Genomic DNA, 23,215 nt, shown 5'->3' with positions numbered 1-23,215 from the left:
CCGATTGACCAGCAGGCTCTACGGGGAGGGCCGGGACGGGGGCGGGGTGTGGGGGCGGTCTTGGGGGCGTTCACGGAGCGGGCCTGCGTGCTCGCGCTGCTCGCCGGCGCGCTGCTGTGCGCCGTCCTGCTCGGTGCCTGGTTCCCCGCCACCGGGCAGGCCGAGCTCTGGATCTTCGCCGTGCACTCGCCGTTGGCCGCGGGAGTGGCCGTGCTGGGGACGCTGCTGGCCCGTTCGCGGGCCCCGGCCGGTCCCGTTCGCGAGGGCTGGACCCTGCTGGTCGTGGCCAACGTGGTGTGGGCGGTGGCCCAGACCATCTTCGTGGTCTACGCGATGCTCGGCGTGGTGGCGCCCTCCCCGGCCGTCACCGACCTGATGTGGTTCGTGGCCGGCACCGTCTCGGCCGTCGGCATCCGGCGCCTGGCCCGGGGCCGCTCCCGCCGCCGTGACCTGTCCTGGATGGAACTGGCCCCGCTGGTGGCCGCGGTCTGCGTGCTGCTGCTCGTGATGCTGTGGCCCGACGTCACCCGCTCCCGGCTCGGCCCCGTCGCGGTGGTGACGATCCTGGGTTATCCGCTGGTCTACGTCTGCGTGGCGACGGTGATGGCCCAGGCCGTGGTCGCGGGATCCCTTCGTCTGCGCCACAACTGGGGCCTGGGCCTGCTCACGGCCGGGCTGGTGGTCGACGCGGTGGGCTTCGTGGCCTGGGCCCCGGTGCTGCTCGACGAGACCTACCGCCCCGGGCGCAGCCTGCTCGACCTGGGCTGGAGCGTGGGCCTGCTGCTGATGGGGCTGGGCGCCTGGCGGGCGAAGCCGCTCACGACGGTCAGCGATCCGGCCGATGCCCGCAACCGGGGCGGGCTGCTGCCCACGGTCTCGTTCCTGTTGCTCTCGGGTGTGCAGATCTGGGCGACCGGTCAGGACGCCCGGCTGGCCGCGCTCAGCATCGGCGTCGGGATGGTCGGTGTGCTGCTGGCCCTGCGCGGATCGGTGCTGCGCCGCACCAACGCCGCGCTGCGCCACGACTCCCGCACCGATCCGCTGCTCGGCATCGCCAACCGGCTGCAGCTCGCTGAGGACCTCGAGGCCGCCGACGAGCGGGCCGCGCAGGGCGAGCGCTACGCGGTGGCGCTGTTCGACCTCGACCGGTTCAAGGTCTACAACGACCGGCTCGGGCACCAGGCCGGCGACCGGGCGCTGCAGTCGGTGGCCGGGTTGCTCGACACCGGGTGCCGCGCGGAGGACCGGATCTACCGCTACGGCGGTGAGGAACTGCTGCTGTTGCTCCGATCGGTGGACGTGGACCAGGCCTGGGCGATCGTGGAGCGCCACCGGGTGACGCTGGAACAGGCCCGGTTCGACCATCCCGGCAACGAGCCCTTCGGCGTGCTGACGGTGAGCGCCGGGGTGGCCTGCGTGCGGGCGGGGGAGAACCCGCAGCAGGTGGGGCAGCGGGCCGACGAGGCGCTGTACCGGGCCAAGGCCGCGGGGCGGAACCGGGTGGAGGCCAGCCTGGCCGTGGCCCACGTACCGGACGCCCTCGTGCCCGACCCCACCGTCCCGAATCCCAGCGTCCGCAACCCCAGCGTCCGCAACCCCACCGACCGCAACCCCACCGTCCCGAATCCCACCGTCCCGAACCCCCGGAACCGGGACTCGTCGCGCGAGCCGGGACGACCTCACGCATAGTGGAAAGCCCCAGGTAAGGAGCCAGATCGTGCGGGTACTCGTCCTCGACGGACCGGGTGGGGCCGGAGCGGCCCTCGCCACCGAGCTCACCGGGACGGGCGACACCGTCGTGCTGGCCGGGCGGGACCCCGGGCGCTACGAGCAGATGCTCGACCTCCGGGGCGACCTGAACGACCTGCACCGCGCGGCCGGCCAGGCGGTCGTGGTGGTCAACGCCTCCGGCCGGGAGGATCCCCGCCTGGTGGCCCGCTCCACCTCCGCCGGGGCGGCCTTCGTCGAGCTCAGCACGTCCGGGCCGTACCTGTCCGAACTGGCCGGGATGCACTTCAAGACGCCGGTTCTGGCCGCCGCCCGCCTGGTGCCGGTGCTGGCCGGGCTGCTCGGGCGCGACGCCGCCGCGCACAACGCGGGCGACCACGTGATCGAGATCGGCGTCGTGCTCGGAGCCGGCGACCCGGACAGCGCCGTCGACACCGGTTCCACCTACGCCCTGCTCGGCAGCTGGTTCACCGACCCGGCCACCGGCGAGGAGGTGCTGAACTTCAGCGGCGCCCGCGAACAGGTGCTGCCCGACGGCACGCGACGCAGCCTGAGCCGCGTCAACTTTCCCGACCAGCAGATGCTCACCGCCGCGCTGGGCCGCCCGGTGCGCACCTGGTTCGCCACCAGCGACCGCTTCACCAGTGCGCTGCTGCAGGGCCTGACCCGGGTGCGCGGCGCCGGCCGGCTGCCCTCGGCCTTCCACTTCCCGGGCACCAGCAGCTGGCAGGTCTTCGCCCGCTCCGGCGACGTGGTCAGCTCGGCCGCCGCCCGCCGGCAGGCCCCCTACGCGGCCCGGGTCGCGGCGCTCGCGGCGCGGCGGGCACCCACGCAGGAGCCCGGACTGCACCGGGTGCAGGACCTGCTCACGCTCTCCGACCTGCACGGCCTCGACGGCCTGACCATCGCCCGCACCGCGCTCGGCGTGCCGGTGAAGTGAGCGGCAGGCCGTTCCCTCGGTGCCGCCCTCCACACGCCGACCGCGAACGCGTCACCAGGCTCGCCCTCGAACCCGGCGCCGCCGCGGGGAAGCTGCGTGAGGAGGCGAGGGCGGGGGACCTGGCGGACGGGTGGCCCGGGATGTAAGGCTTCGGCCCATGGCGATCGTGGTCAGTGTGCCCAGTGACGAGCTGCTGGAGGCGGTGTCCGGTCTGCCCGGCATCACCCCGGTGAGATGGACGCTGGAGGGCCCCCCGCCTCGGCCGGACCTCGATCTGGTGGTGCCGCCGTACATGTCGAAGGCCGCCGGTCTCGGGCCCCTGAACCAGGTCGCGCCCTGCGCGGTGCAGAGCCAGAGCATCGGTTACGACGGTGTGGCCGAGGCCCTGCCCGGCGGTTTCACCTACTGCAACGCCGCCGGCGTGCACGAGGCCTCGACCGCCGAGCTGACCCTCGGCCTGATCATCGCGGCGCAGCGCGACCTGGCCCGGTTCGTGCGCTCGGCCGAGCGCGGGGAGTGGGCCGGCGGCACCACGCGTGCCCTCGCCGACTCCACGGTGATGGTCATCGGCCAGGGCGGTGTCGGCCGGGCGATCATGGCCCGGCTCGCGCCCTTCGAGATCACCCTGGTGCGGGTCGCTTCCACCCGGCGCACGGACGCGGGTGGTGTCGTCCACGGCATCGCCGACCTTCCCGGGCTGCTCCCCGAGGTGGACGTGGTCGTGCTCGCCGTGCCGCTGACCCCGGCCACCACGAAGCTGGTCGACGCCGGGTTCCTCGCCGCCCTGAAAGACGGCTCCCTGCTGGTCAACGTGGCCCGCGGCGCGGTCGTGGACACCGACGCCCTGGTCGCCGAGGTGAGCCGGAAACGCCTGCGCGCCGCCCTCGACGTCACCGACCCCGAGCCCCTGCCCGCCGACCACCCGCTCTGGAGCCTCGACGACGTCGTCATCACCCCGCACATCGGTGGCAACAGCGCCGCCATGGCCCCGCGCGTCGCGGCCCTGGTGCGCTCGCAGGCCGAGGCCCTGCGCGACGGGAAACCGCTGCGCAACGTGGTGATCCAGCCGTGATCGGAGTGCTGGAGGTGGGCGGCTCGCACGTCACGGCCGCCCTGGTCGTGGACACCGAGGTGGTGCGGCAGCGGCGCTGGCACCTCGAGCCCGACACCACCGCCGAGAACTTCATGGCCACGCTGGGATCGGCCGTGGCCTGGCTCGACGTCCCGCCCGGCACCGCCTGGGGCATCGCCATGCCCGGCCCGTTCGACTACGAGGCCGGGATCGGGCGGTTCGAGAACGTCGGCAAGTTCGAGGCCCTGAACGGTTTCGACGTGCGGACGGCGCTCGCCGGGCAGCAGGGCATCACCCGGGCCGTCTTCCTCAACGACGCCGACAGTTTCGGCCTCGGCGAGTACGCGGCCGGGGCGGCGAAGGGCTTCAGCCGGGCCATCTGCCTGACCCTGGGCACCGGTGTCGGCTCGGCCTTCATCGCCGACGGGGTGCCGATGGCGCAGGGCCCGGGCGTACCGCCCGACGGCGAGGCGCATTTCATCGTCTGGAACGGTCTGGAGCTGGAGGACACGGTGTCCCGCCGGGCGATCCGCCGGGCCCACGCCGAGCGCACCGGTGAGCACCTCGACGTGCACGAGATCGCCGCGCGGGCCCGCACCGGTGACGTGGTGGCGTGTGAGGTCTGGGAGTACGCCTTCCGGGCCCTGGGCGAGGCGATGTCGCCCTACGTCAGGGATTTCGGGGCGGAGGTGCTTGTCCTGGGCGGTTCGATCGCCGGGTCGTTCGACCTGATCGAGCCCCCGCTGCGCAAGGGCCTGGCCCGCGACGTGGTGCTGCGCGTGGCCACCGACCCCGATCACGCCCCGCTCGTGGGGGCCGCGGCATACACGACCCTCAGATCACTCACGGAAGGGTGAAGAGTTGGGCTACGCGGATCTGCCTCTCGACCAGCTGCGAACGTACACCGCGGAAACGGTTCTGCCACCGGACTTCAGCGAGTTCTGGCGGAGCACCCTCAAGGAGTCCCGCGAGGCGTCCTGGGCGCCCCGCCGGGAGAAGGTGGACAACCGGCTGACCGCCGTCGACACCTGGGACGTGACCTTCGCCGGGTTCGGCGGCCAGCCGGTGAAGGCCTGGCTGCACCTGCCCGCGAACCGCGGTGACGAGCCGCTGCCGGCCCTGGTGGAGTACATGGGGTACGGCATGGGGCGCGGCCTGCCGCACGAGCGGGTCACCTGGGCCCTGGCCGGTTATGCGCACCTGGTGATGGACACCCGGGGTCAGGGCGGCGACACCGAGGACGCGGGGGCGCACGGCCCGTCGGTGCCCGGTTTCCTCACCCGGGGCTGGGAGTCGAACGAGACCCATTACTATCGGCGCCTTTACACCGACGCGGCGCTGGCCGTGGAGGTGGCCCGCGGGCTCGCCGAGGTGGACGCCGGTCAGGTGCTCACCGTCGGCGGCAGCCAGGGCGGGGGCCTGGCGATCGCCGGGGGAGTGCTCGGCGAGGCGCAGGCGGTGCTGCCCGACGTGCCGTTCCTGTGCGACTTCCCGCGCGCGGCCTGGATCGCGAGCCGACTGCCGTACCAGGAGATCAGCAACTTCCTGGCCCGCCGCCGCCCGGCCGCCGGGCAGCTGCTGAACACGTTGTCGTACTTCGACGCCGTCAACTTCGCCCGCACCGGCGGCACCGTGCCGGCCCTGTTCTCGGTCGCGTTGATGGACCTGACCTGCCCGCCCTCGACCGTCTACGGCGCCTACAACGCCTGGTCGGGCGAGAAGCAGATCCGCGAGTGGGCGTACAACGACCACGAGGGCGGCCAGTTCCATCAGCAGGTGGAGCAGTTCGACTGGCTCCGGCAGTACTTCGGCTAGGAAGGCCCGGAAGGAAGAGGACCGCGAGCGTGTGGTGGATGCGCGCGCATTCGACACCTGAGTCCGCGGGGCCCGCAACCGAACGCTGCTCCGGGCGTGCGAATGCGGCGGGCCCTTCCGCCGATCGGCTCATCCCGGCTGTTACAGGTTCCGGGGGTGGGGCCGATGCTGATGACGTCGGTAACCGTCGACTTGAATCGAGGTGCAGACATGACCATCGGCCCCATCGGAAACCTCGGCGACACGGCCACTGCGATCAGCGAACAGGCCACGGCCCTCGCTGAGCAGAACGCGCTGCGTACGCAGCAGGCCCGGGAAGCAACGGACCGCCAGGCCCAGCTGACCGAGCAGGCGAGTCAGGCGCAGCAGTCGCAGCAGGCGGTCCTGGACCGTCTGGACGAGCGCCAGGCACAGCTCGAGGCCCAGCAGGACGCACAGCAACGGGCCGATGACATCCAGGCCCAGCTGGAGGCTTTCGGCCTTCAGCGGGCCCAGCTGCAGGACGCGATCCTCGCGGATCAGGACCTGCAGGCCACTCAGGAGGTGATAGCCGATCAGAACACCGCCGGTCAGCCGCAAAGTCTTGACCAGACGGCCCTGAACGCGTTCCTGAACAACAACAACACCACCGTAGGAACCCTTCAGGACGCGATGGACGAGTTCCAGCAGATGGAAGACGCAACAGGAATGGAGGTCTCCGAGGTGACGGTGACGCTCACCCGGACGGGGGCCCAGGTCGACAATCGGCTGTAGAAACACCCGTAGTGATCAGTGGCCGCGAGGCCCACTCTGGCAGCGAGTGGGCCTCGCGGCTCACGTCTGTGCGCTCCCGACGGTGGACGCGGCGGTGCGGTGAGCCCGTCGGCGCAGGTCGGTGACGGCCACCACGAGCGCCAGGAAAGTGACCGCCGCGCACAGCAGCAGCGCGTCCGAGAGGGAGGCGTTCCAGTCTCCCCGGGTGCCGTCGAGCCGCGCGAAGAACAACGCGCCGACCGCGGCGATCCCGGCCGCGGCACCGATGCGCTGCGCGGTCTGCACGATGCCGCCCGCGGTGCCGGCCTGGGCCACCGGCACGTCGCCGAGCGTCAGGGTGAGGTTGGGCGAGATCACCGCGCCGCTGCCGAGCCCGGCGATCAGCAACGGCAGGGCCGTCCAGAGCCCGATCCCGTCGCCGTCGACCAGGCGCACCGCCACGACGGTCGCGAGCAGCCCGGTGATCACCATGGCCAGCCCGATCGCGACCAGGCGCAGCCCGAGACGGCCGATCAGCCGGCCGCCGACGAAGGCCGCCACCGACGAGCCGATCGCGAACGGGGTGAGCGCGAGCCCGGACTCCAGCGCCGAATAACCCTTGCCCTCCTGGAGGAACAGGGCGAACACGAAGAAGATGGCCGTGAAACCGGCGAAGTACACCAGGCCGACCACGGAACCCAGGCTGTACGAGGGGATCCGGAGCAGGTTCAGGTCGACCATCGGGTCGGCGGCGCGACGTTCCCAGAGCACGAACCCGGTCAGCAGCAGCACCGCGGGGATCATCAGCAGCCAGGGCAGGACGCCGGTCCAGCTGCGCGACTCGACCAGGGGCAGCAGCAGGCAGAGCACCCCGGCGCCGAGCAGCACCGCGCCGACCGGGTCGAGGCCCTTGGACTCCCGGCGGGTCGTCGAGGCGGGCAGGAGCCGGAAGGCCGCGATCACCGCGGCGATGCCGACCGGCACGTTGACGAAGAAGACCGCGCGCCAGCCGTGGTCGGTGCCGAACGCGGCGATCAGCGCGCCGCCGACCAGGGGGCCGACCGCGGTCGAGATACCCACGGTGGCGCCGAAGAGACCGAACGCCCGGGCCCGCTCCTTGCCCTGGAACAGTTCCTGGATGAAGCCCGAGATCTGCGGTTGCAACAGGCCCCCGGCGACCCCCTGCAGCACCCGGGCCACCACCAGGAGCGCGGCGTTCGGGGCCAGCCCGCACAGGGCGCTGGCCAGGGTGAACAGGGTGAGCCCGGCGATGAACACGTTCTTGCGGCCACGCACGTCGCCCATCCGCCCGGCCGCCACGAGCACCAGCCCGAAGCTCAGCGCGTAGCCGGAGGAGACCCACTGCAGCTCGCTCGACGTGGCCGAGACGCCGCTGCGGATCGAGGGAAGGGCCACGTTGACGATGCTCACGTCGAGCAGCGTCATGAACCCGGCCACCAGGCACACGGCGAAGGCGGGCCAGCGGTTGTCGTGTCGCGTCTGGGGCATGGTGTCGTGCGAGGTCACGCCCTAGACCTGTCACACATCCCGGCCGGCCACCATTCGAGCGAGCCGTCAGACCAGGGTGACCACCTCGTCCGCACATCCCCAGCTCAGCGTGATGCCGGCTCCGCCGTGCCCGTAGGTGTGCACGACCGGCCGGCCGTCGGGCAGCTGCGCGCGTTCGAGCCGAGGCCCGCCCTCCCGCCCGGGACGGAGACCGGCGACCGACCGCAGCACCCGGGCCCGGGCCAGTTCCGGCACCATCGCCGTGCACCGCCGCAGGATCGACCCGGTGACGGACTCGTCGGGGGAGAGGTCGTTCTGCCCGGGCTCGAACGTGCCGCCGGCGACCACGTCCCGCGAGCGCGGGTGCACGTAGATCCCGCCCTCGGGATCGTCTTCGTCGCGGCAGGAGACGGTGATGCCCGGGTTGCTGAGGACGACGATGCGGCCGCGGATCGGGTGCACGGCCGGATCGGGCACCAGCTCGCGGGAGGCCAGGCCGGTGGCGTTGACCACGACGTCGCCCCCGGCCTCGCCCAGGTTCGCGAGGGTGCGGCGCACCACCGATCCACCCAGCGTCTCGACCTGCTCGATCAGCCAGTACAGGTACGACCGGGTCTGCACCGCGGGCACGGTGAACCGCCACTCGCCGGTGAACTCGGGCGAGGGGGCCGCCTCGAGCCGGAACCCCGGCACGCCCTGGGCCCACCACGGGGTGTCGGTGGCGCCGCGCAGCAGCATGCGACTGTGCCGCATGGTCACGCCGGGCACGCCCTCGGACGCCTGCCTCGCCAGCTCCAGCAGCGCCTGCTGACCCCAGAGCAGCAGCCGGTCGTCGGCCTCGAAGTGCGTCGGGTACCAGACCGCGGCGGCCACGGCCGAGACGGTCTGCTCGGGCGGGTGCGCGCTGAGCACGGTGACCCGGTGCCCGGCCTCGAGCAGCCGGACCGCCGACGTGAGCCCGATGATCCCACCACCGGCGACCACCACGTCCACCATGGAAAACCCCTGACTGTTAGAGGAAGTGCTTGCCCTCGCCCCGATAGGTCGGTACTTCTTCGGCGGTGCCGTCGGCGGCCACCAGGTGCAGCGTGGCGACGTGCTCGGCCAGTTCACCGGCCTTCGCGTGCCGGAACCAGACCCGGTCGCCGACGGCCAGGCCGTCGGCCGGGGCCCCCTTCAGCGGGGTCTGCACCTCACCCGCGCCCTCGGTGCCGATCAGCGAGAGTCCCTGCGGATAGGCCGGGATCGGCTCGCGGTCGTGACCGACCGGACCCGACGCGATCCAGCCGCCCCCGGTCACCGTGACGAAACCGGGCCCCGGACGGCGCACCACGTCGGTGCCGAAGAGCGCGGCCGGGGCGGGCCGGAAGTGCCGGTAGCCGTCGAACAGCCCGGGCCCGTAGAGCCCCGAACCGGCGGTCAGCTCGGTCACCGCGGACTCGGCCGAACTGGTCTCCAGGGAGCCCGTTCCGCCGGCGTTCACGAACCGCAGCGGGAACTCGGCGTTCACCGCGGCGACCACCTCGGCCCGGCGCCCCGCCAGCTCGCGCACCGACAGCGTCTGCATCGCGGTGACCGCGAGCCCGTAGAGTGGCTTGCCCGGCGGCCGGTTGCCGAGCCCGGCCACCTGCCCCTCGTAGGACATGATGCCGGTCAGCCGGAAACCGTTGCGGGAGTCGATCTCCCGGGCCACCCGCAGCGCGTCGGCCGGGGTGAAGACGGCCGAGCGGCGGGTGCCGATGTGCACGCGGCCCCCGGCGGCCCGCAGCGACGCGTCCAGGTCGAGGCAGATCTGCAGCTCCGGGTGGCCCGGGGCGACCGCGTCGATGAGGTCGAGCTGCTCGGGGGAGTCGACCATCAGCGTCACCCGCTCCCGGGCCCGCTCGTCGGCGGCCAGCTCGCGCAGCGCGTTGCGTTCGGCGGAGGGATAGGCCACCACGATGTCGTCGAGCGTCTGCGACAGCCAGATCGCCTCGGCGACGGTGTAACCCAGCACCCCGGCGAACCCGGGAAGGGCGTGCACCCGTTCCAGCACGGCCCGGCTCCGGATCGACTTGCTGGCCAGGCGGATCGGCTTGCCGGCGGCCCGGCGCAGCAGGTCGGCCACGTTCGCGTCGAGAGCCGGGAGGTCGATCACGGCGACGGGTGGGTCGAGATGGGCGGTGGCGTGGTCGAGCCGGTCCTTGGTGGCCGTCCGGAGGGGGTGCTCGCTCATGCGGGCAAGCGTCGGGGTATTCCGGCGAATCGGTCAAGCGGTCGCTGTGACCATTGACTCACCGCCCGTAGCGAGACAGACTTCCGGTGAACTGGACGGGCGTCCAGTTCCCTCGGAGGGGGCGGCCGTGGTGATGTCCGTTGAACCGGGAAGTTCGTCGGGGTGGGCGAACTGGGCGGGGTGCGAGAGCGCCGACTGCACGGTGCTCACGCCCCGCGGCACCGACGAGATCGTGGCCGCGGTGAGACAGGCCGAGGGCCGGAAGCTGCGCCCGGTGGGTTCCGGGCACTCCTTCTCCGGCATCGCCCGGCCCGAGCAGCTGCAGCTGTCGCTCGACCGGCACGCCGGGGTGCGCTCGCTCGACTGCACCACCGGCCTGGTCACCGTCGAGGGCGGGCTGACCCTGCGGCGGCTGAACGCGCTGCTGGCCGAGGCCGGGCTGGCCATGACCAACCTCGGCGACATCGACCGGCAGACCGTGGCCGGTGCCCTGGCCACCGGAACGCACGGCACCGGGGCCCGGTTCGGCGCGCTCTCCACCCAGGTCCGGGCGCTGGAGCTGGTCACCGCCTCCGGCGAGGTGCTGCACTGCTCGGCCACCGAGAACGCCGACGTGTTCGAGTTCGCCCGGGTGAGTCTGGGTGCGCTCGGCGTGGTCTCGACCGTGACGCTGCAGACCGTGCCGGCCTTCGCGCTGCGGGCGCAGGAGGTGTCGCTGCCGATCGGTGAGGTGCTCGCCCGCTTCGACGAACTGGCGGGCAGCATCGACCATTTCGAGTTCTACTGGTTCCCGCACACCGACCGGGTGCAGACCCGCTACAAGACCCGCCTGCCGCTCGAAGACGGCCTGGCACCGCTGGGCCGGGCACGCACCTGGTTCGACGAGGAACTGGTCGCCAACGACGTGTTCCGGATGATGGTCGCGACCGGCCGGCGGGTGCCCTCGGCGGTGATCCCGATGAACCGGTTCGCGGTGCGGGTCTGGGGCTCGCGCAGCTACACCGACCGCTCCGAGCGGGTTTTCGTGACCCAGCGGCGGGTGCGGTTCAAGGAGATGGAGTACGCGATCCCGCGCGCCGCGATGCCCGAGGCGATGAGCCGGGTGCGCGCGGCGGTGGACGCGTCGAGCTGGCGCATCGGGTTCCCGGTGGAGATCCGGGTGCTGGCGCCCGACGACATCCCGCTGTCGATGGCCTCCGGCCGTGAGAGCGCCTTCATCGCCGTGCACGTGCCCGCCGGCGCCCCGCACGACGGCTACTTCGGCGCGGTCGAGCGGATCATGGCCGACTACGCGGGGCGCCCGCACTGGGGCAAGATGCACACGCTCGACGCGGACGCGCTGGCCCGGGTGTACCCGCTGCACGCCGAGTTCGCCGCGCTGCGGAACCGCCTCGACCCCCAGGGCCTCTTCGGCAACGCCTACCTGGACCGGGTGCTTGGGCCGATCGGGTGATGATCACGTCGGGCCGTACCGGCACGTAACGCCTGGTTCGCACGGTGGCAAGGTTCCGGCAAGATCATCGGTGCCCGGAAGAAATCTTGCCGCTGGTACGCTGTGCTCACTGGCGTCGCGAACTGCGCCGCCGCTCTAGCGGGCGAGCCGCCCGCGTGGTCGCACGTAAAGAGTCGCTCCACATTGCCGGCGAAACCATCGCCGGCCGCAGACCGCTGTGGTCGCCCGGAGCCTCAGGTCGTGTCCCTACTGGACACGGCGTCTCCGAACGGCGTGGCCTCCTGCGTATCGATGGAGTAGCTGCACTACATGCCGTATACCTCAGATCGTCCCCGCACGTCCGGTTCCCGCTTCGGTGGTAGCCCCCGCCGCTCCGGCGGCCGTCCGGGTGGTCCGCGTCGTTCCGGCCGTCCCCGTCCCCCCGCCGGGCCGAACCCGCTCGAGCAGGCCCTCACCGCGGCCGCCGAGGCCCCGGCCCCCGAAGACCAGTCGTTCGCCGAGCTCGGTATCCCCGCGAAGCTCGTGACGGCGCTGGCCGGCGAGGGTATGGAGAAGCCGTTCGCGATCCAGACCCGGGTGCTGCCCGACGCGCTGGCCAAGCGTGACGTTCTCGGCCGGGCCCAGACCGGTTCCGGCAAGACCCTGGCCTTCGGCATCCCGGTGCTCGCGCGCCTGGCCGCCGAGCCGAAGCAGCGCGTGGCCTCGACGCCGCGCGCCATCATCCTGGTGCCCACCCGTGAGCTGGCCCGCCAGGTCAACGAGGCGCTGAACCCGCTGTCGCGCCCGCTCGGCCTGCGCGTCACCACGGTCGTCGGTGGCCTCTCGATCTCCCGCCAGATGGACGCGCTGCGTCGTGGTGTGGACGTCGTGGTCGCCACCCCGGGTCGTCTCATCGACCTGATGGACCGCCGGGCCGCCGACCTCTCGCAGGTCGAGATCAGCGTGCTCGACGAGGCCGACCACATGGCCGACCTCGGCTTCCTGCCCGCCGTGCGGCGCATCCTCGACGCCACCCCGGCCGACACGCAGCGCCTGCTGCTCTCGGCCACGCTCGACGGTGGTGTCGACAAGCTGGTCACCGAGTACCTGACCGAGCCCGCCTTCCACGCGGTCAAGCAGACCACCGACGCCGCCACCGCGATGGACCACAAGGTCTTCTCGCTCAGCGGCCCGGCCGAGAAGCTGCTCGTGGCGAGCGAGATCGCGGTCCGTCCGGCCCGCACGATCTTCTTCGTGCGCACCAAGCACGGCGCCGACCGGCTGGCCCGCCAGCTGAGCCGCGCCGGGGCCGAGGCCACCGCGATCCACGGCAACCTCAACCAGAACCAGCGTCAGCGCGCCCTCGACGCGTTCGCCGCCGGTTCGCCCCGCGTTCTCGTCGCCACCGACGTCGCCGCCCGCGGCATCCACGTCGACGACGTCGACCTGGTCGTGCACTACGACCTGCCCGGCGACCACAAGGACTACCTGCACCGTTCCGGCCGCACCGCGCGCGCCGGCGCCCGGGGCACGGTCGTCGCGTTCGCCGAGCCGGGTCAGGGTCGCGAGATCAACCGTCTGCACCGTGACGCCAAGGTCGAGGCCACCAACGACACCGTGCACCCGGGCCACGTCCTGGTGCGCGAGATCGCCGAGTCCGGCGAAGAGGTCGTGGTGCGCGCGATCCCGCAGCGTTCCGAGCGCAGCCACAGCGGTGGCGGTCAGCGTCGCCGTTCCGGTGGCGGTGCCGGTGGCGGTGCGGGTCGTCGTGAGGGCCAGCCGGCCCGCAGCGGCAGCGGCTTCGGCGGCGGTTTCGGCAACGGTGGCGCCCGTAGTGGTGGCGGCCGTCCGAGCGGGAGCCGTCCGAGCCGGGCGCCCCGCCAGCCGGCCAGCTGAACCGAACGAAAAGACGCCCCGGCAGACGCGAGTCTGCCGGGGCGTCCCCCGTTGGGGGGAGTTTCTAGAGCCCGTACGCCTCGAGCAGCCGCAGCCAGACCTCACTGACCGTGGGGAAGCTCGGCACCGCGTGCCAGAGATCGCTCAGCGGGATCTGGGCGCTGATCGCGATCGTGGCCGAGTGCAGCAGCTCGGCCACGCCCGGCCCGGTGAAGGTCGCGCCGACGATCACCTCGCGGGACGTGTCGACGACCAGCTGGCTGGTGCCCTCGATGCCGTCGCCCGAGGTGTAGGCGCCCGACACCCCGCCGGTGGCGTAGGTCAGCACCCGCACCTCGAGACCCCGCTCCCGGGCCTGCTTCTCGGTCAGGCCGACGGCGCAGACCTGCGGGTCGGTGAACGTCACGCGGGGCACCACGTCGCGGCTGGAGCGGTCTTCGATGTCCTTGCCGAGCAGGACGTCACCGAGGATGCGGGCCTGGTACTTGCCCATGTGCGTGAGCAGGGCCAGGCCGTTGACGTCGCCGACGGCGTAGAGCCAGTCGTTGTCCGCCGGGCCGGTGGCCCTGAGTTTCGTGTCCACCTCGACCGGCTTGCCCGGCGCCAGGCCGACGTTCTCGAGCCCGAGGTCGTCGGTGTGCGGCTTGCGGCCGGTGGCCACCAGGATCTGGTCGGCGGTGATCTCGTCGCCACCCTCGAGCGTGACGGTGACCGTGCCGTCGTCGTGCCGCTTCACCGCGGTCGCCCGCACCCCGGTGCGCACCGAGATGCCTTCCGCCGCGAAGGCCTTGCCGACCTCCTCGCCGGCGAACGGCTCCTCGCGCGAGAGCAGGTGCGGGCCGCCCTCCAGCACGGTGACCTCGGAGGCCCCGAGACGCCGGACGGCCTGGGCCATCTCGGCGCCGACGAACCCGCCGCCGATGACGACGAGACGGTCGGGCACCTCCTTCATCTCGGTCACGCCGCGGTTGGTCCACGGATCCGCCTCGGCCAGACCGGGGATCGGCGGCACGACCGCGGTGGTGCCGGTGGCCAGCACCACGGCCTTGCGGGCGGTGAGGGTGCGTGTCCCGGTGCCGCTCGTGACCTCGAGCGTGCGTGGCCCGGTCAGTTTCGCGTGCCCGCGGACCAGGGCGATACCGGTGTCCTCGAGCCACGGGACCTGGGCCGAGTCGTCCCAGCTCGAGGTCATGTAGTCGCGCCGGGCGAGGGCGGCCTGCACGTCGATCGCGCCGGTGACGGCCTCGGCCGCGCCGGGAACCCGCTTCGCGGCGGCGATCACGTCACCCGGACGGATCAGTGTCTTGCTCGGGATGCAGCCCCAGTAGGAGCACTCGCCCCCGATGAGCTCGCGTTCGACGATGGCGGTGCTGAGCCCGCCCGCGGCCGTCCGGCCCGCGACGTTCTCGCCCGCCGGACCCGCACCGATCACGATCACGTCGAACTCGTCTGACTCAGCCACTGCGCTCCTCGGGTCTGGGGACGGCCGGGACCACCGGCGTCCTCAATTGGTGGTCTTGCTCAGGCTCTCGTTGAGACGGCTGAGCAGCTCGGCCAGGCGATCCACGTCTTCGTCGGGCCAGTCGCCGAAACGGTCGCGGAAACTCGCGCGCCGGGCCTCACGGGCCTGGTGCACCAGCGTCGCGCCGTTGTCGGTGAGAGTGAGACGCTGCGCCCGGCGGTCGTTCTCGTCGACCTCTCGGGTGATCAGGTCGAGCTTCTCCATCAGCTGCAGCTGACGCGAGACGGTGGGCTTGCCGATGCCGAAGTACGAGGCCATCTCGGTCATCCGGGCCGAGCCGACGTCGTCGAGCCAGAGCAGCATGGCGTAGGCGCCGGGCTCGAGATCGGGGTGGAACTCGCGGGACATCTGCGCCGAGAAACCGCGCGCCCGCCGCACGAACACGGTGAGTTCCTGCTCGATCGTCGTGTACGGGCTGGGTTTTTCAGGCTGTTTCTCGGACTGCTGGGGGTCGCTCGAGGCGTCCGGAGCCGTGGTCTCGACGGCCTCGGGGGCGACCGACGCGTGCTGGGGATCGTCTGGTGACACGCGGCCAGCCTATAAGCGCAGCTCGCGACCGGACACCGGGAGCTGCCGAACGGGGGAATTAGTTGCCCTGCGCAACGGTTCTGTTTATAGTTGTCTTCGGCAAGCAAATATCCTTGGAAGAAGGCGCCCGATGCCCGTCACCGCTACGGCGGTCTCCGATCTGTTCCACCAGCTGCAGTCGGTCGGCCGTTCGATGAAGGCCCTGGCGGGCAAGGAGGCCGACCGCCTCTCGTTCAGCAACCTGATGGTGCTGAGCCAGGTCGAGAGCTGTGGGGAGGTGCGCTCCTCCGGACTGGCCGACCTGCTCGGGGTCGACCACTCGGTGGTGAGCAGGCAACTCGCGGTGCTGGAGGCGGCGGGCCTGACCGCCCGTCGTCCCGACCCGCAGGACGGGCGGGCCTGGCTGGCCCACGTCACCCCGGCCGGCTCGGAGCGTCTGGCCGACATGCGTGCCCACCGGGTCGCCCAGGTCACCAACGCCCTGGGCGGCTGGAGCGACGACGAGGCCCGGCAGCTCTGCGCACAGCTCGTGCGCCTCGACGAGGCCCTGCAGCAGACGATCCAGCAGAACGAACCGGCGTCGCACCGCGGCGATCCGACGGCGAACCGCGCGGCGGCCACGACCGGTGAAACAGCATTGAGCAGTAAGGGAAAGGTCCACGCATGAGTTCCAGCACGGTCAATCCGCCGTCGTCACAGCAGTTACCCGACGCCCACCCCGCCGAGATGTCGCACCGCCAGATCGTCGAGGCGCTCGTCGGCATCCTCGCCGCGCTGTTCGTCGGCATGGTCAGCTCGACCATCGTCAGCAACGCGCTCCCCACGATCATCGCCGACCTCGACGGTTCCCAGCGGGCCTACACCTGGGTCGTCACCTCCACCCTGCTGGCCATGACGGCGACCACCCCGATCTGGGGCAAGCTCTCCGACCTGTTCAACAAGAAGCTGCTGCTCCAGCTGTCGATCGTGATCTTCGTGATCGGCTCCTCGGCGGCCGGCGCCTCGCAGAACGTCGGCGAGATGATCGGTTTCCGCGTCATCCAGGGCATCGGCATGGGCGGCATCACCGCCCTGGCCCAGACCGTCATCGGCGCGATGATCCCGCCCCGTCAGCGTGGCCGCTACAACGGCTACCTCGGCTCGGTCATGGCCCTGGCCACCGTCAGCGGCCCGCTCATCGGTGGCGTCATCGTCGACAGCAGCCTGGGCTGGCGCTGGTGCTTCTACGTCTGCGTCCCGCTGGCCGTGATCGCCCTGGCCCTGATCCAGAAGACGCTGCACCTGGAGCACAAGCCGCGCAAGGCCTCGATCGACTGGGGCGGCGCCTTCCTGATCGCGGCCGCCGTCAGCGCCGTGCTGATCTGGGTCTCCTTCGCCGGTGACGACTTCGCCTGGCTGAGCTGGCAGACCGCCGCGTTCCTGGGCGGCGCCCTGGTGATCCTCGCCCTGGCCGTGGTGGTCGAGCGTCGCGTCGCCGAGCCGGTCGTCCCGCCGGCCATCATCAGCAAGCGCACCACGCTGCTCGCCGTGATCGCCTCGCTGGCCGTCGGTATCGCGATGTTCGGTGGCTCGGTCTTCCTGGGGCAGTACTTCCAGGTGGCCCGCGGCTACTCGCCCACCGAGGCCGGCCTGCTCACCATGCCGCTGATGCTCGGCGTGATGGTGTCCTCGATCGTGGTCGGCCGGATGATCGTCGCCACCGGCTACTACAAGCGCTACATCGTCGGTGGGGTCGCCCTGCTGGTGGTCGGTTTCGGCCTGCTCGGCACGATCGACCACACCACCTCGCTGGTGCTGATCGGCTTCTACATGGTGCTCGTCGGCGCCGGTGTCGGTGCCTCCATGCAGAACCTGGTGCTGGCCGTGCAGAACACGGTCGACAGCCACGAGATCGGTACCGCCAGCGGCGTCATCGCGTTCTTCCGGTCGCTCGGCGGCGCGGTCGGCGTGACCGTGCTCGGCGCGATCCTGTCGAACCACGTCACCGACCTGATCGCCAAGGGCCTCACCGGGATCGGGGTGGACGCCTCGGCGATGTCCGGCGGCAGCACCCTCGACGTGAAGAACCTGCCCGCCCCGATCGCCGAGGTGGTGCGCGCGGCCTACGGTGACGGTACGGCCCGGATCTTCGTGGTGGCCGCGGTGGTCGGCGTGGTCGGCCTGATCGCCACCGTGTTCATCCAGGAGGTCGCCCTGCGCAAGACGGTTTCGATGAAGCCGTCCGAGGTCGGCGAGTCGGCCACCGAGTCACCGGAGGCTGTCACCCGCTGACCCCGGTCGCAAATGCCGGTCGCAAAGGCCCGGGAACCCCACGGGGGCTCCCGGGCCTTTCCCGTTCCTACAGGGCGGCGAGCTGGTCCTCGAGGTTGAACACCGGCTCCAGCAGCAGGAATCCCTCGTCCGGCGCCCGCCCGTCCAGGCCGGTGAAGAACTCGCCCATCGAGGCCTGCCAGCGCGCGTTCACATCGGTGCGGGCCATCGCCTCCTGCGCCGCCGTCAGGTCCTCCGACTCCACGTAGCCGACCAGCAGGCCGTCCTCGCGGGCGAACAGTGAATAGTTGGCCCATCCGGAATCGGCCAGGGCGCGCAGCATCTCGGGCCAGACCGCGGCGTGGCGTTCCTTGTACTCGTCCAGCCGGTCGGGCCGGACCTGCAGCAGGAAGCAGTACCTGTTCATGGACGTCCTTGGCTATGAAACGATTCAGGTCCGTGCGAAGCTAGGCCGGGCCAATCCGTGGTGTCAAGGTCCTTGTCGAGGAGTGAGGGGCGACCGTGTCGGTGAGCGTGAAAGACGTCGCGGCCGCGGCCGGGGTCTCGGTCGGCACCGTCTCCAACGTGCTGAACCGGCCCGACCGGGTGGGTGCGGCCACGCGCTCGCGGGTCGAGGCCGCGATCGAGAAGCTCGGCTTCGTGCGCAACGAGTCCGCGCGTCACCTGCGGGCCGGGGCCAGCCGCACGATCGGGTACCTGGTGCTCGACGCCGCCAACCCGTTCTTCACCGACGTCGCGCGCGGCATCGAGGAGGGGGCCCGCGACGCCGGGCTGGCCGTCTTCCTCTGCAACAGCGACAACAGCCGGCAGCGCGAGCACGAGTACCTGGAGCTCCTGTTCGAGCAGCGCGTGCGCGGGGTGCTCGTCACGCCGGTCAATCCGGCCGGGGTCGACCGCTCGGTGCTGCCGGGCGTCGGCGTGCCGGTGGTGCTGGTCGACCGCACCGGCGGCGAGGACTGGTGCTCGGTCTCGGTCGACGACGTCTACGGCGGCCGCCTGGCGGGGGAGTACCTGCGCGAGAGCGGGCACGAGCGCTTCGCCTTCGTCGGCGGCCCCGACAGCCTGGGCCAGGTCCACGACCGCCTCAGTGGGTTCCGGGACGCGGTGACCGGTGACCTCACCGTGCTGCCCACCGCCGCCCTCACCGTGGCCGAGGGGCGCGCCGCCGGCCAGCGCCTGGCCGGGATGCCCGCCTCGCGCCGCCCCACCGCCGCGTTCTGCGCCAACGACCTGCTGGCCCTCGGCCTGCTGCAGGAGATGACCCGCCTGCGCATCCGGGTGCCCGAAGACCTCGCCATCGTCGGGTACGACGACATCGAGTTCGCCGCCGCGGCCGCCGTGCCCCTGACCTCCGTGCGCCAGCCGCGCCACCAGATCGGCCGCACCGCCGCCGAGCTGCTGACCGAGGAGACGGCCGCCCTGGAGGAGGGGGCCCGGGCCCACCGGCACCGTCAGGTCGTGTACCTGCCGGAGCTGATCGTGCGGGAGTCCACCGTACGGAACGCCTGACCGGTTTTCTCGGCAATTTCTCAGCCAGGGAAAGCGACAAATTGGACTCTTTACCGTAACAGAATGCAACACACGAGATACTGTGTGCTGCATCGTGACGCAATCGGATCTCACTCAGGACCGAGGGCTTCGGCTCGCGCCCCCGGCGCCCGCCGTGCCCGCAATCAGCTCTGTCCCCTCCCGGGGAACCGGGAGTTCACGCCCGTCCGACGTCGTCGGATCACTCCTGCCGATCCTGCCCGACGCGGTGATCAGCCTCGACCGGCTCGGTGCCGTCACCCACTGGAACGAGGCGGCCGAGCGCACCTACGGCATCCCGGCGGCCGAGGCGGTCGGCCGGCGCTTCACCGACCTGGTGGAGACCGTGTACCAGGAGGGCGACGCCGCGCTCGCCCGGCGCCAGGTCCACGTGCAGGGGCGCTGGCACGGCCGGGTCCGGCAGATCAGCCGGTCCGGGGCGGTGGTCGAGATCTCCTCCACCGTGGCCGCGCTCTACGACCAGGCCGGTGGCTCCCGTGGTCTGGTCGCGGTGAACCGCGTCGTCGAGCCGTCGTCGGGCGACACCGACCTGACCCACCGCGCCACCCACGACTCCCTCACCGGCCTGCCCAACCGCACCGTCCTGATGGAGGGGCTCGACAGCGCGCTCCATCGTCTGCGGCCGGGCAGCACGACCAAGCTCGCCGTGCTCTTCTGCGACCTCGACGGGTTCAAGGACATCAACGACGGCCTCGGTCACGCCGTCGGCGACCAGGTCCTGGTCACCGTGGCGCAACGCCTGCGGCGGCGGTGCCGCAGTGCCGACGTGGTCGCCCGCTTCGGCGGTGACGAGTTCGTCGTGGTGCTGGCGGTCGACGAGGTCGGCGACGCGGTCGCGATGGCCACCCGGGTGATCGAGGTGCTCGACACCCCGATCGTCATCGGCGACGCCGAGGTCTCGCCCGGTGTCAGCGTCGGCATCACCGTGGTCGACGCGGTGCCCGACACCGACGACCCGGTGGCCGCGGTGCTGCGTGACGCCGACACCGCGATGTACCACGCCAAGGGCCGGGGCCGTGGGCGTTACGAGCTGTTCGACGCCGGGCTGCGCGACGACGAGGAGGAGCGGCTCGAGCTGGCCACCGCGATGCGCCGGGCGGTCGGCGACGGCGAGCTGGAGCTCGTCTACCAGTCGCGCCGCACCTGCGGCGACCGCCGCGTCACCGGGGTCGAGGCGCTGTTGCGCTGGCGTCATCCGGAGCTCGGCGTGCTCGCCCCCGACGTGTTCCTGCCGATCGCCGAGCGCACCGGCCGCATCGTCGAGCTCGGCGACTGGGTGCTGCGCCAGGCCCTCGCCGACCTGGCCGACCTCCCCGACGAGCGGCTCACCCTGGCCGTGAACATCTCGGCCCGGCAGCTGGTCAGCGGCCGCCTCACGAGAACGGTCACCCGGGCCCTCTCGGAGAGCGGCGTCGACCCGGCCCGGCTCGTCCTGGAGGTCACCGAGACCGCCTTCTCCGACGACCCCGCCACCGCCCACCGGGTGCTCGACGAGCTCAAGGCCGTGGGGGTGGTGATCGCGCTCGACGACTTCGGCACCGGCTGGTCGTCCCTGCAGTACGTGCGGGGGCTCCCCGTCGACGTGCTCAAGGTCGACCGCACGTTCGTCGCCGACCTCCCCGGTGAGCTGACCGCGAGCGCCGTCGTCGCGTCCGTGCTCGGTCTGGGGCACGGCATGGGCCTGACGGTGGTGGCCGAGGGCGTCGAAGACGAGCCGACGCTGGGGCTGCTGCGCGAGATGGGATGTGATGAATACCAGGGGTTCATCGACGGCGAGCCCGGCTCGCTCCCCGACGTCCTGAATTGAGTTCATATCGACAACGGCCGCGGAAGCGGTGATGGTCACCGGCACGCCCGTCACAGGTCCACAATGGGCGCCATGCCGAGCGCTCCCAGTGTTTCCTCCTCCATCACGGTCCGGCTGGAACTGCCGGGCAGGTCCACTGCCGTATCTGAGCTCACGCACGCCATCGAGCACGCCGGTGCCATCGTCACCGCCCTCGACGTGACGGCCTCGGGCATGGACCGGCTGCAGGTCGACGTCACCTGTGCCACCCGCGGCGGCGACCACGTGCCCGAGGTGATCGCGGCGCTGCGCGGGCTGCACGGCGTGACGATCGGCAAGGTCTCCGACCGCACGTTCCTGATGCACCTCGGCGGCAAGCTGCGCATCGAGTCCAAGGTGCCGATCCGCAACCGTGACGACCTCTCACTCGTCTACACGCCGGGCGTCGCCCGGGTCTGCCAGGCGATCGCCGAGAACCCGGAAGACGCACGGCGCCTCACCATCAAGCGCAACACCGTCGCGGTGGTCACCGACGGTTCCGCGGTGCTCGGCCTGGGCAATCTCGGCCCGCTCGCCGCGATGCCGGTGATGGAGGGAAAGGCCGCGCTGTTCAAGCGTTTCGCCGACATCGACGCGTTCCCGATCTGCCTCGACACCCAGGACGCCGACGAGATCGTCGAGACCGTGATCCGGATCGCCCCGGTCTTCGCGGGCATCAACCTCGAGGACATCAGCGCCCCGCGCTGCTTCCAGATCGAGGAGCGCCTGCGGGAGGCGCTCGACATCCCGGTCTTCCACGACGACCAGCACGGCACCGCGATCGTCACGCTGGCCGCGCTGATCAACGCGCTGAAGGTCGTGCACAAGGAGCTCTCGCAGGTCAAGCTCGTGATGTCGGGCGCCGGGGCGGCGGGCACCGCCATCCTCAAGCTGCTGCTGGCCGCGGGCGTCACCGACGTGGTGGTCTGCGACATCGAGGGCGTGGTGCACCCGGGCCGTCCCGCCCTGGCCGAGAACCTGCACTGGACCGCGAAGAACACCAACCCCCGCGGGATCACCGGCACGCTGAAGGAGGCCCTGGTCGGTGCCGACGTGTTCGTCGGGGTCTCCGCGCCGGGCATCCTCACCGGTGACGACATCGCCACCATGGCCGACGGCGCGGTCGTCTTCGCGATGGCCAACCCGGTGCCCGAGGTCGACCCGCTCGAGGCCTCGCAGCACGCCACCGTGGTCGCGACCGGCCGCAGCGACTTCGCCAACCAGATCAACAACGTGCTGGCGTTCCCGGGCGTCTTCCGCGGTCTGCTCGACGCCCAGTCCAAGACGATCAACACCGAGATGCTGCTGGCCGCCGCCCGCGCGCTCGCGGCGGTCGTCACCGACGGCGAGCGCAACGCGGCCTACATCGTGCCGAGCGTGTTCCACCCCGAGGTCACCAACGTGGTGGCGTCGGCGGTGCGCGAGGCGGCAGTGGCCGCCCAGGCGTGATTTACGGCCGATGACGGACGCGTCGGGGCACCCGGGCCGGTCGGCCCGGGTGTCACTGTGGGTGAGTTTGTGGGGATCGTCACAGCCCTGCGCCGGATCCGGGCTGAGCTCGTCGGCGGCTTGGGCTGTATCGAGAGGCCCGCGACCCTGATGATGTGGTTATGCCCATCCAGACCCGTCGGCTGAGCGGCAGCCTCCTCGTCGCGAGCCCGACCCTGGAGGACGAGAACTTCCGCCGCACCGTGATCCTCATGCTCGACCACGGTGACGACGGCGCGCTCGGTCTCGTGGTGAACCGCCCGATGGACGTGGACGTCTCGTCCGTGCTCCCGGCCTGGCAGCCCTACACGACCGCTCCCGGGCGGCTGTTCCAGGGCGGCCCGGTGCAGCTCGACTCCGCCCTCGGCCTGGTGGCCATGCCCGGCCAGGGGGCGGAGCCCGTCGGGGTGCGCCTGCTGATCGGCTCGATCGGCCTGGTCGACCTGGACGCGCCGCCCGAGGTGATCGTGCCCGGCCTGGCCGGGTTGCGGATCTTCGCCGGGTACGCGGGCTGGTCGGCGGGGCAGCTGGAGGGCGAGATCGCCGACGGGGCCTGGTTCGTGGTCGAGTCCGAGCCGCGTGACGCCTTCACCGACCGGCCCGAACGGCTCTGGGGTGAGGTGCTGCGCCGGCAGCGGGGCCAGCTGGCGCTGGTGTCCACCTATCCGGACGACCCGACGATGAACTAGGCCGA

At 71.7% G+C, this 23,215-nt stretch carries 20 protein-coding genes; 14 read left to right on the top strand and 6 right to left on the bottom strand.

What is annotated here, in order from left to right; genetic code table 11:
* Positions 1-60 precede the first annotated feature (60 nt).
* From J2S57_RS05345 to J2S57_RS05320, 6 genes are all read left to right on the top strand, one after another.
* The gene (locus J2S57_RS05345; protein WP_307238971.1) at positions 61-1,689 is read left to right on the top strand and encodes a GGDEF domain-containing protein; all 1,629 of its coding nucleotides are present in this window, start codon (positions 61-63) and stop codon (positions 1,687-1,689) included.
* A 28-nt stretch (positions 1,690-1,717) separates the two neighbouring features.
* Positions 1,718-2,668, top strand: coding sequence for a hypothetical protein (locus J2S57_RS05340; protein ID WP_307238969.1), 951 nt, complete (start codon positions 1,718-1,720; stop codon positions 2,666-2,668).
* A gap of 157 nt (positions 2,669-2,825) precedes the next feature.
* Positions 2,826-3,740 (top strand): 2-hydroxyacid dehydrogenase, encoded by a 915-nt coding sequence (locus J2S57_RS05335; RefSeq protein ID WP_307238967.1) that lies wholly within the window; start codon positions 2,826-2,828, stop codon positions 3,738-3,740.
* The gene (locus J2S57_RS05330) at positions 3,737-4,597 is read left to right on the top strand and encodes an ROK family protein (protein ID WP_307238964.1); all 861 of its coding nucleotides are present in this window, start codon (positions 3,737-3,739) and stop codon (positions 4,595-4,597) included. Before J2S57_RS05335 ends, J2S57_RS05330 begins: the two co-directional genes overlap by 4 nt.
* Before the next feature lie 4 nt (positions 4,598-4,601).
* Positions 4,602-5,555, top strand: a complete 954-nt coding sequence (locus J2S57_RS05325) for an acetylxylan esterase (RefSeq protein ID WP_307238962.1) — start codon at positions 4,602-4,604, stop codon at positions 5,553-5,555.
* A 165-nt stretch (positions 5,556-5,720) separates the two neighbouring features.
* Positions 5,721-6,308, top strand: a complete 588-nt coding sequence (locus tag J2S57_RS05320; RefSeq protein WP_307238960.1) for a hypothetical protein — start codon at positions 5,721-5,723, stop codon at positions 6,306-6,308.
* 60 nt (positions 6,309-6,368) lie between these two features.
* On the opposite strand, the gene J2S57_RS05315 is transcribed toward J2S57_RS05320, so the two are convergent.
* From J2S57_RS05315 to J2S57_RS05305, 3 genes are read right to left on the bottom strand one after another with little or no spacing between them, the layout of a single operon-like run.
* Positions 6,369-7,814, bottom strand: coding sequence for an MFS transporter (locus J2S57_RS05315; RefSeq protein WP_307238958.1), 1,446 nt, complete (start codon positions 7,812-7,814; stop codon positions 6,369-6,371).
* Between the two features lie 48 nt (positions 7,815-7,862).
* A complete protein-coding gene (locus J2S57_RS05310) occupies positions 7,863-8,792 on the bottom strand; it encodes an FAD-dependent oxidoreductase (RefSeq protein WP_307238956.1) in 930 nt (309 codons plus the stop codon).
* 16 nt (positions 8,793-8,808) lie between these two features.
* Positions 8,809-10,011: an amino acid deaminase/aldolase gene (locus tag J2S57_RS05305; protein WP_307238954.1), complete on the bottom strand. Its 1,203-nt coding sequence runs from the start codon at positions 10,009-10,011 to the stop codon at positions 8,809-8,811.
* A gap of 133 nt (positions 10,012-10,144) precedes the next feature.
* Here J2S57_RS05305 and J2S57_RS05300 point away from each other — a divergent pair, with 133 nt between their 5' ends.
* Together J2S57_RS05300 and J2S57_RS05295 are read left to right on the top strand one after the other, a co-directional pair.
* Positions 10,145-11,464 (top strand): D-arabinono-1,4-lactone oxidase, encoded by a 1,320-nt coding sequence (locus J2S57_RS05300; protein WP_307250992.1) that lies wholly within the window; start codon positions 10,145-10,147, stop codon positions 11,462-11,464.
* Between the two features lie 309 nt (positions 11,465-11,773).
* Positions 11,774-13,339: a DEAD/DEAH box helicase gene (locus tag J2S57_RS05295; RefSeq protein WP_307238952.1), complete on the top strand. Its 1,566-nt coding sequence runs from the start codon at positions 11,774-11,776 to the stop codon at positions 13,337-13,339.
* Positions 13,340-13,403: 64 nt separating this feature from the next.
* Here J2S57_RS05295 and J2S57_RS05290 read toward each other — a convergent pair whose 3' ends face one another.
* On the bottom strand, positions 13,404-14,801 hold the full coding sequence (locus J2S57_RS05290; protein WP_307238949.1) for a dihydrolipoyl dehydrogenase family protein: 1,398 nt from the start codon (positions 14,799-14,801) through the stop codon (positions 13,404-13,406).
* Between the two features lie 42 nt (positions 14,802-14,843).
* Positions 14,844-15,389, bottom strand: coding sequence for a MarR family winged helix-turn-helix transcriptional regulator (locus J2S57_RS05285; RefSeq protein WP_307238947.1), 546 nt, complete (start codon positions 15,387-15,389; stop codon positions 14,844-14,846).
* A 130-nt stretch (positions 15,390-15,519) separates the two neighbouring features.
* Here J2S57_RS05285 and J2S57_RS05280 point away from each other — a divergent pair, with 130 nt between their 5' ends.
* Together J2S57_RS05280 and J2S57_RS05275 are read left to right on the top strand one after the other, a co-directional pair.
* Positions 15,520-16,056 (top strand): MarR family winged helix-turn-helix transcriptional regulator, encoded by a 537-nt coding sequence (locus tag J2S57_RS05280; protein WP_307238945.1) that lies wholly within the window; start codon positions 15,520-15,522, stop codon positions 16,054-16,056.
* Entirely contained in the window at positions 16,053-17,660 is a 1,608-nt protein-coding gene (locus J2S57_RS05275; RefSeq protein ID WP_307238943.1) for an MDR family MFS transporter, read from the top strand. The genes J2S57_RS05280 and J2S57_RS05275 overlap by 4 nt, the downstream gene beginning before the upstream one ends.
* 67 nt (positions 17,661-17,727) lie before the next feature.
* Here the strand turns inward: J2S57_RS05275 and J2S57_RS05270 are convergent, their stop codons facing one another.
* Positions 17,728-18,066: an L-rhamnose mutarotase gene (locus J2S57_RS05270; protein WP_307238941.1), complete on the bottom strand. Its 339-nt coding sequence runs from the start codon at positions 18,064-18,066 to the stop codon at positions 17,728-17,730.
* Positions 18,067-18,173: 107 nt separating this feature from the next.
* On the opposite strand from J2S57_RS05270, the gene J2S57_RS05265 reads away from it, so the two are divergent.
* The 4 genes from J2S57_RS05265 to J2S57_RS05250 all read left to right on the top strand — a co-directional run bounded on the left by J2S57_RS05265 (position 18,174) and on the right by J2S57_RS05250 (position 23,210).
* Positions 18,174-19,169: a LacI family DNA-binding transcriptional regulator gene (locus tag J2S57_RS05265; RefSeq protein WP_370882570.1), complete on the top strand. Its 996-nt coding sequence runs from the start codon at positions 18,174-18,176 to the stop codon at positions 19,167-19,169.
* Between the two features lie 247 nt (positions 19,170-19,416).
* Positions 19,417-21,015, top strand: a complete 1,599-nt coding sequence (locus J2S57_RS05260; RefSeq protein WP_307238937.1) for a putative bifunctional diguanylate cyclase/phosphodiesterase — start codon at positions 19,417-19,419, stop codon at positions 21,013-21,015.
* Between the two features lie 72 nt (positions 21,016-21,087).
* On the top strand, positions 21,088-22,482 hold the full coding sequence (locus J2S57_RS05255) for an NAD-dependent malic enzyme (RefSeq protein WP_307238935.1): 1,395 nt from the start codon (positions 21,088-21,090) through the stop codon (positions 22,480-22,482).
* Positions 22,483-22,643: 161 nt separating this feature from the next.
* A complete protein-coding gene (locus J2S57_RS05250) occupies positions 22,644-23,210 on the top strand; it encodes a YqgE/AlgH family protein (protein WP_307238933.1) in 567 nt (188 codons plus the stop codon).
* Positions 23,211-23,215 lie beyond the last annotated feature (5 nt).

This window comes from Kineosporia succinea (genome assembly GCF_030811555.1).
In the GTDB taxonomy this organism is placed as follows: Bacteria; Actinomycetota; Actinomycetes; order Actinomycetales; family Kineosporiaceae; genus Kineosporia; species Kineosporia succinea.
This window is presented reverse-complemented; position numbering and strand designations above follow the sequence as displayed.

What these genes read in the sequence shown, in the direction of transcription:
- J2S57_RS05255 (WP_307238935.1), top strand. Translation starts at nt 21,088, where the DNA reads ATGCCGAGCGCTCCCAGTGTTTCCTCCTCCATCACGGTCCGGCTGGAA.
- J2S57_RS05310 (WP_307238956.1), bottom strand. Translation starts at nt 8,792, where the DNA reads ATGGTGGACGTGGTGGTCGCCGGTGGTGGGATCATCGGGCTCACGTCG.
- J2S57_RS05335 (WP_307238967.1), top strand. Translation starts at nt 2,826, where the DNA reads ATGGCGATCGTGGTCAGTGTGCCCAGTGACGAGCTGCTGGAGGCGGTG.
- J2S57_RS05270 (WP_307238941.1), bottom strand. Translation starts at nt 18,066, where the DNA reads ATGAACAGGTACTGCTTCCTGCTGCAGGTCCGGCCCGACCGGCTGGAC.
- J2S57_RS05320 (WP_307238960.1), top strand. Translation starts at nt 5,721, where the DNA reads ATGCTGATGACGTCGGTAACCGTCGACTTGAATCGAGGTGCAGACATG.
- J2S57_RS05305 (WP_307238954.1), bottom strand. Translation starts at nt 10,011, where the DNA reads ATGAGCGAGCACCCCCTCCGGACGGCCACCAAGGACCGGCTCGACCAC.
- J2S57_RS05275 (WP_307238943.1), top strand. Translation starts at nt 16,053, where the DNA reads ATGAGTTCCAGCACGGTCAATCCGCCGTCGTCACAGCAGTTACCCGAC.
- J2S57_RS05300 (WP_307250992.1), top strand. Translation starts at nt 10,145, where the DNA reads ATGTCCGTTGAACCGGGAAGTTCGTCGGGGTGGGCGAACTGGGCGGGG.
- J2S57_RS05280 (WP_307238945.1), top strand. Translation starts at nt 15,520, where the DNA reads ATGCCCGTCACCGCTACGGCGGTCTCCGATCTGTTCCACCAGCTGCAG.
- J2S57_RS05250 (WP_307238933.1), top strand. Translation starts at nt 22,644, where the DNA reads ATGCCCATCCAGACCCGTCGGCTGAGCGGCAGCCTCCTCGTCGCGAGC.
- J2S57_RS05295 (WP_307238952.1), top strand. Translation starts at nt 11,774, where the DNA reads ATGCCGTATACCTCAGATCGTCCCCGCACGTCCGGTTCCCGCTTCGGT.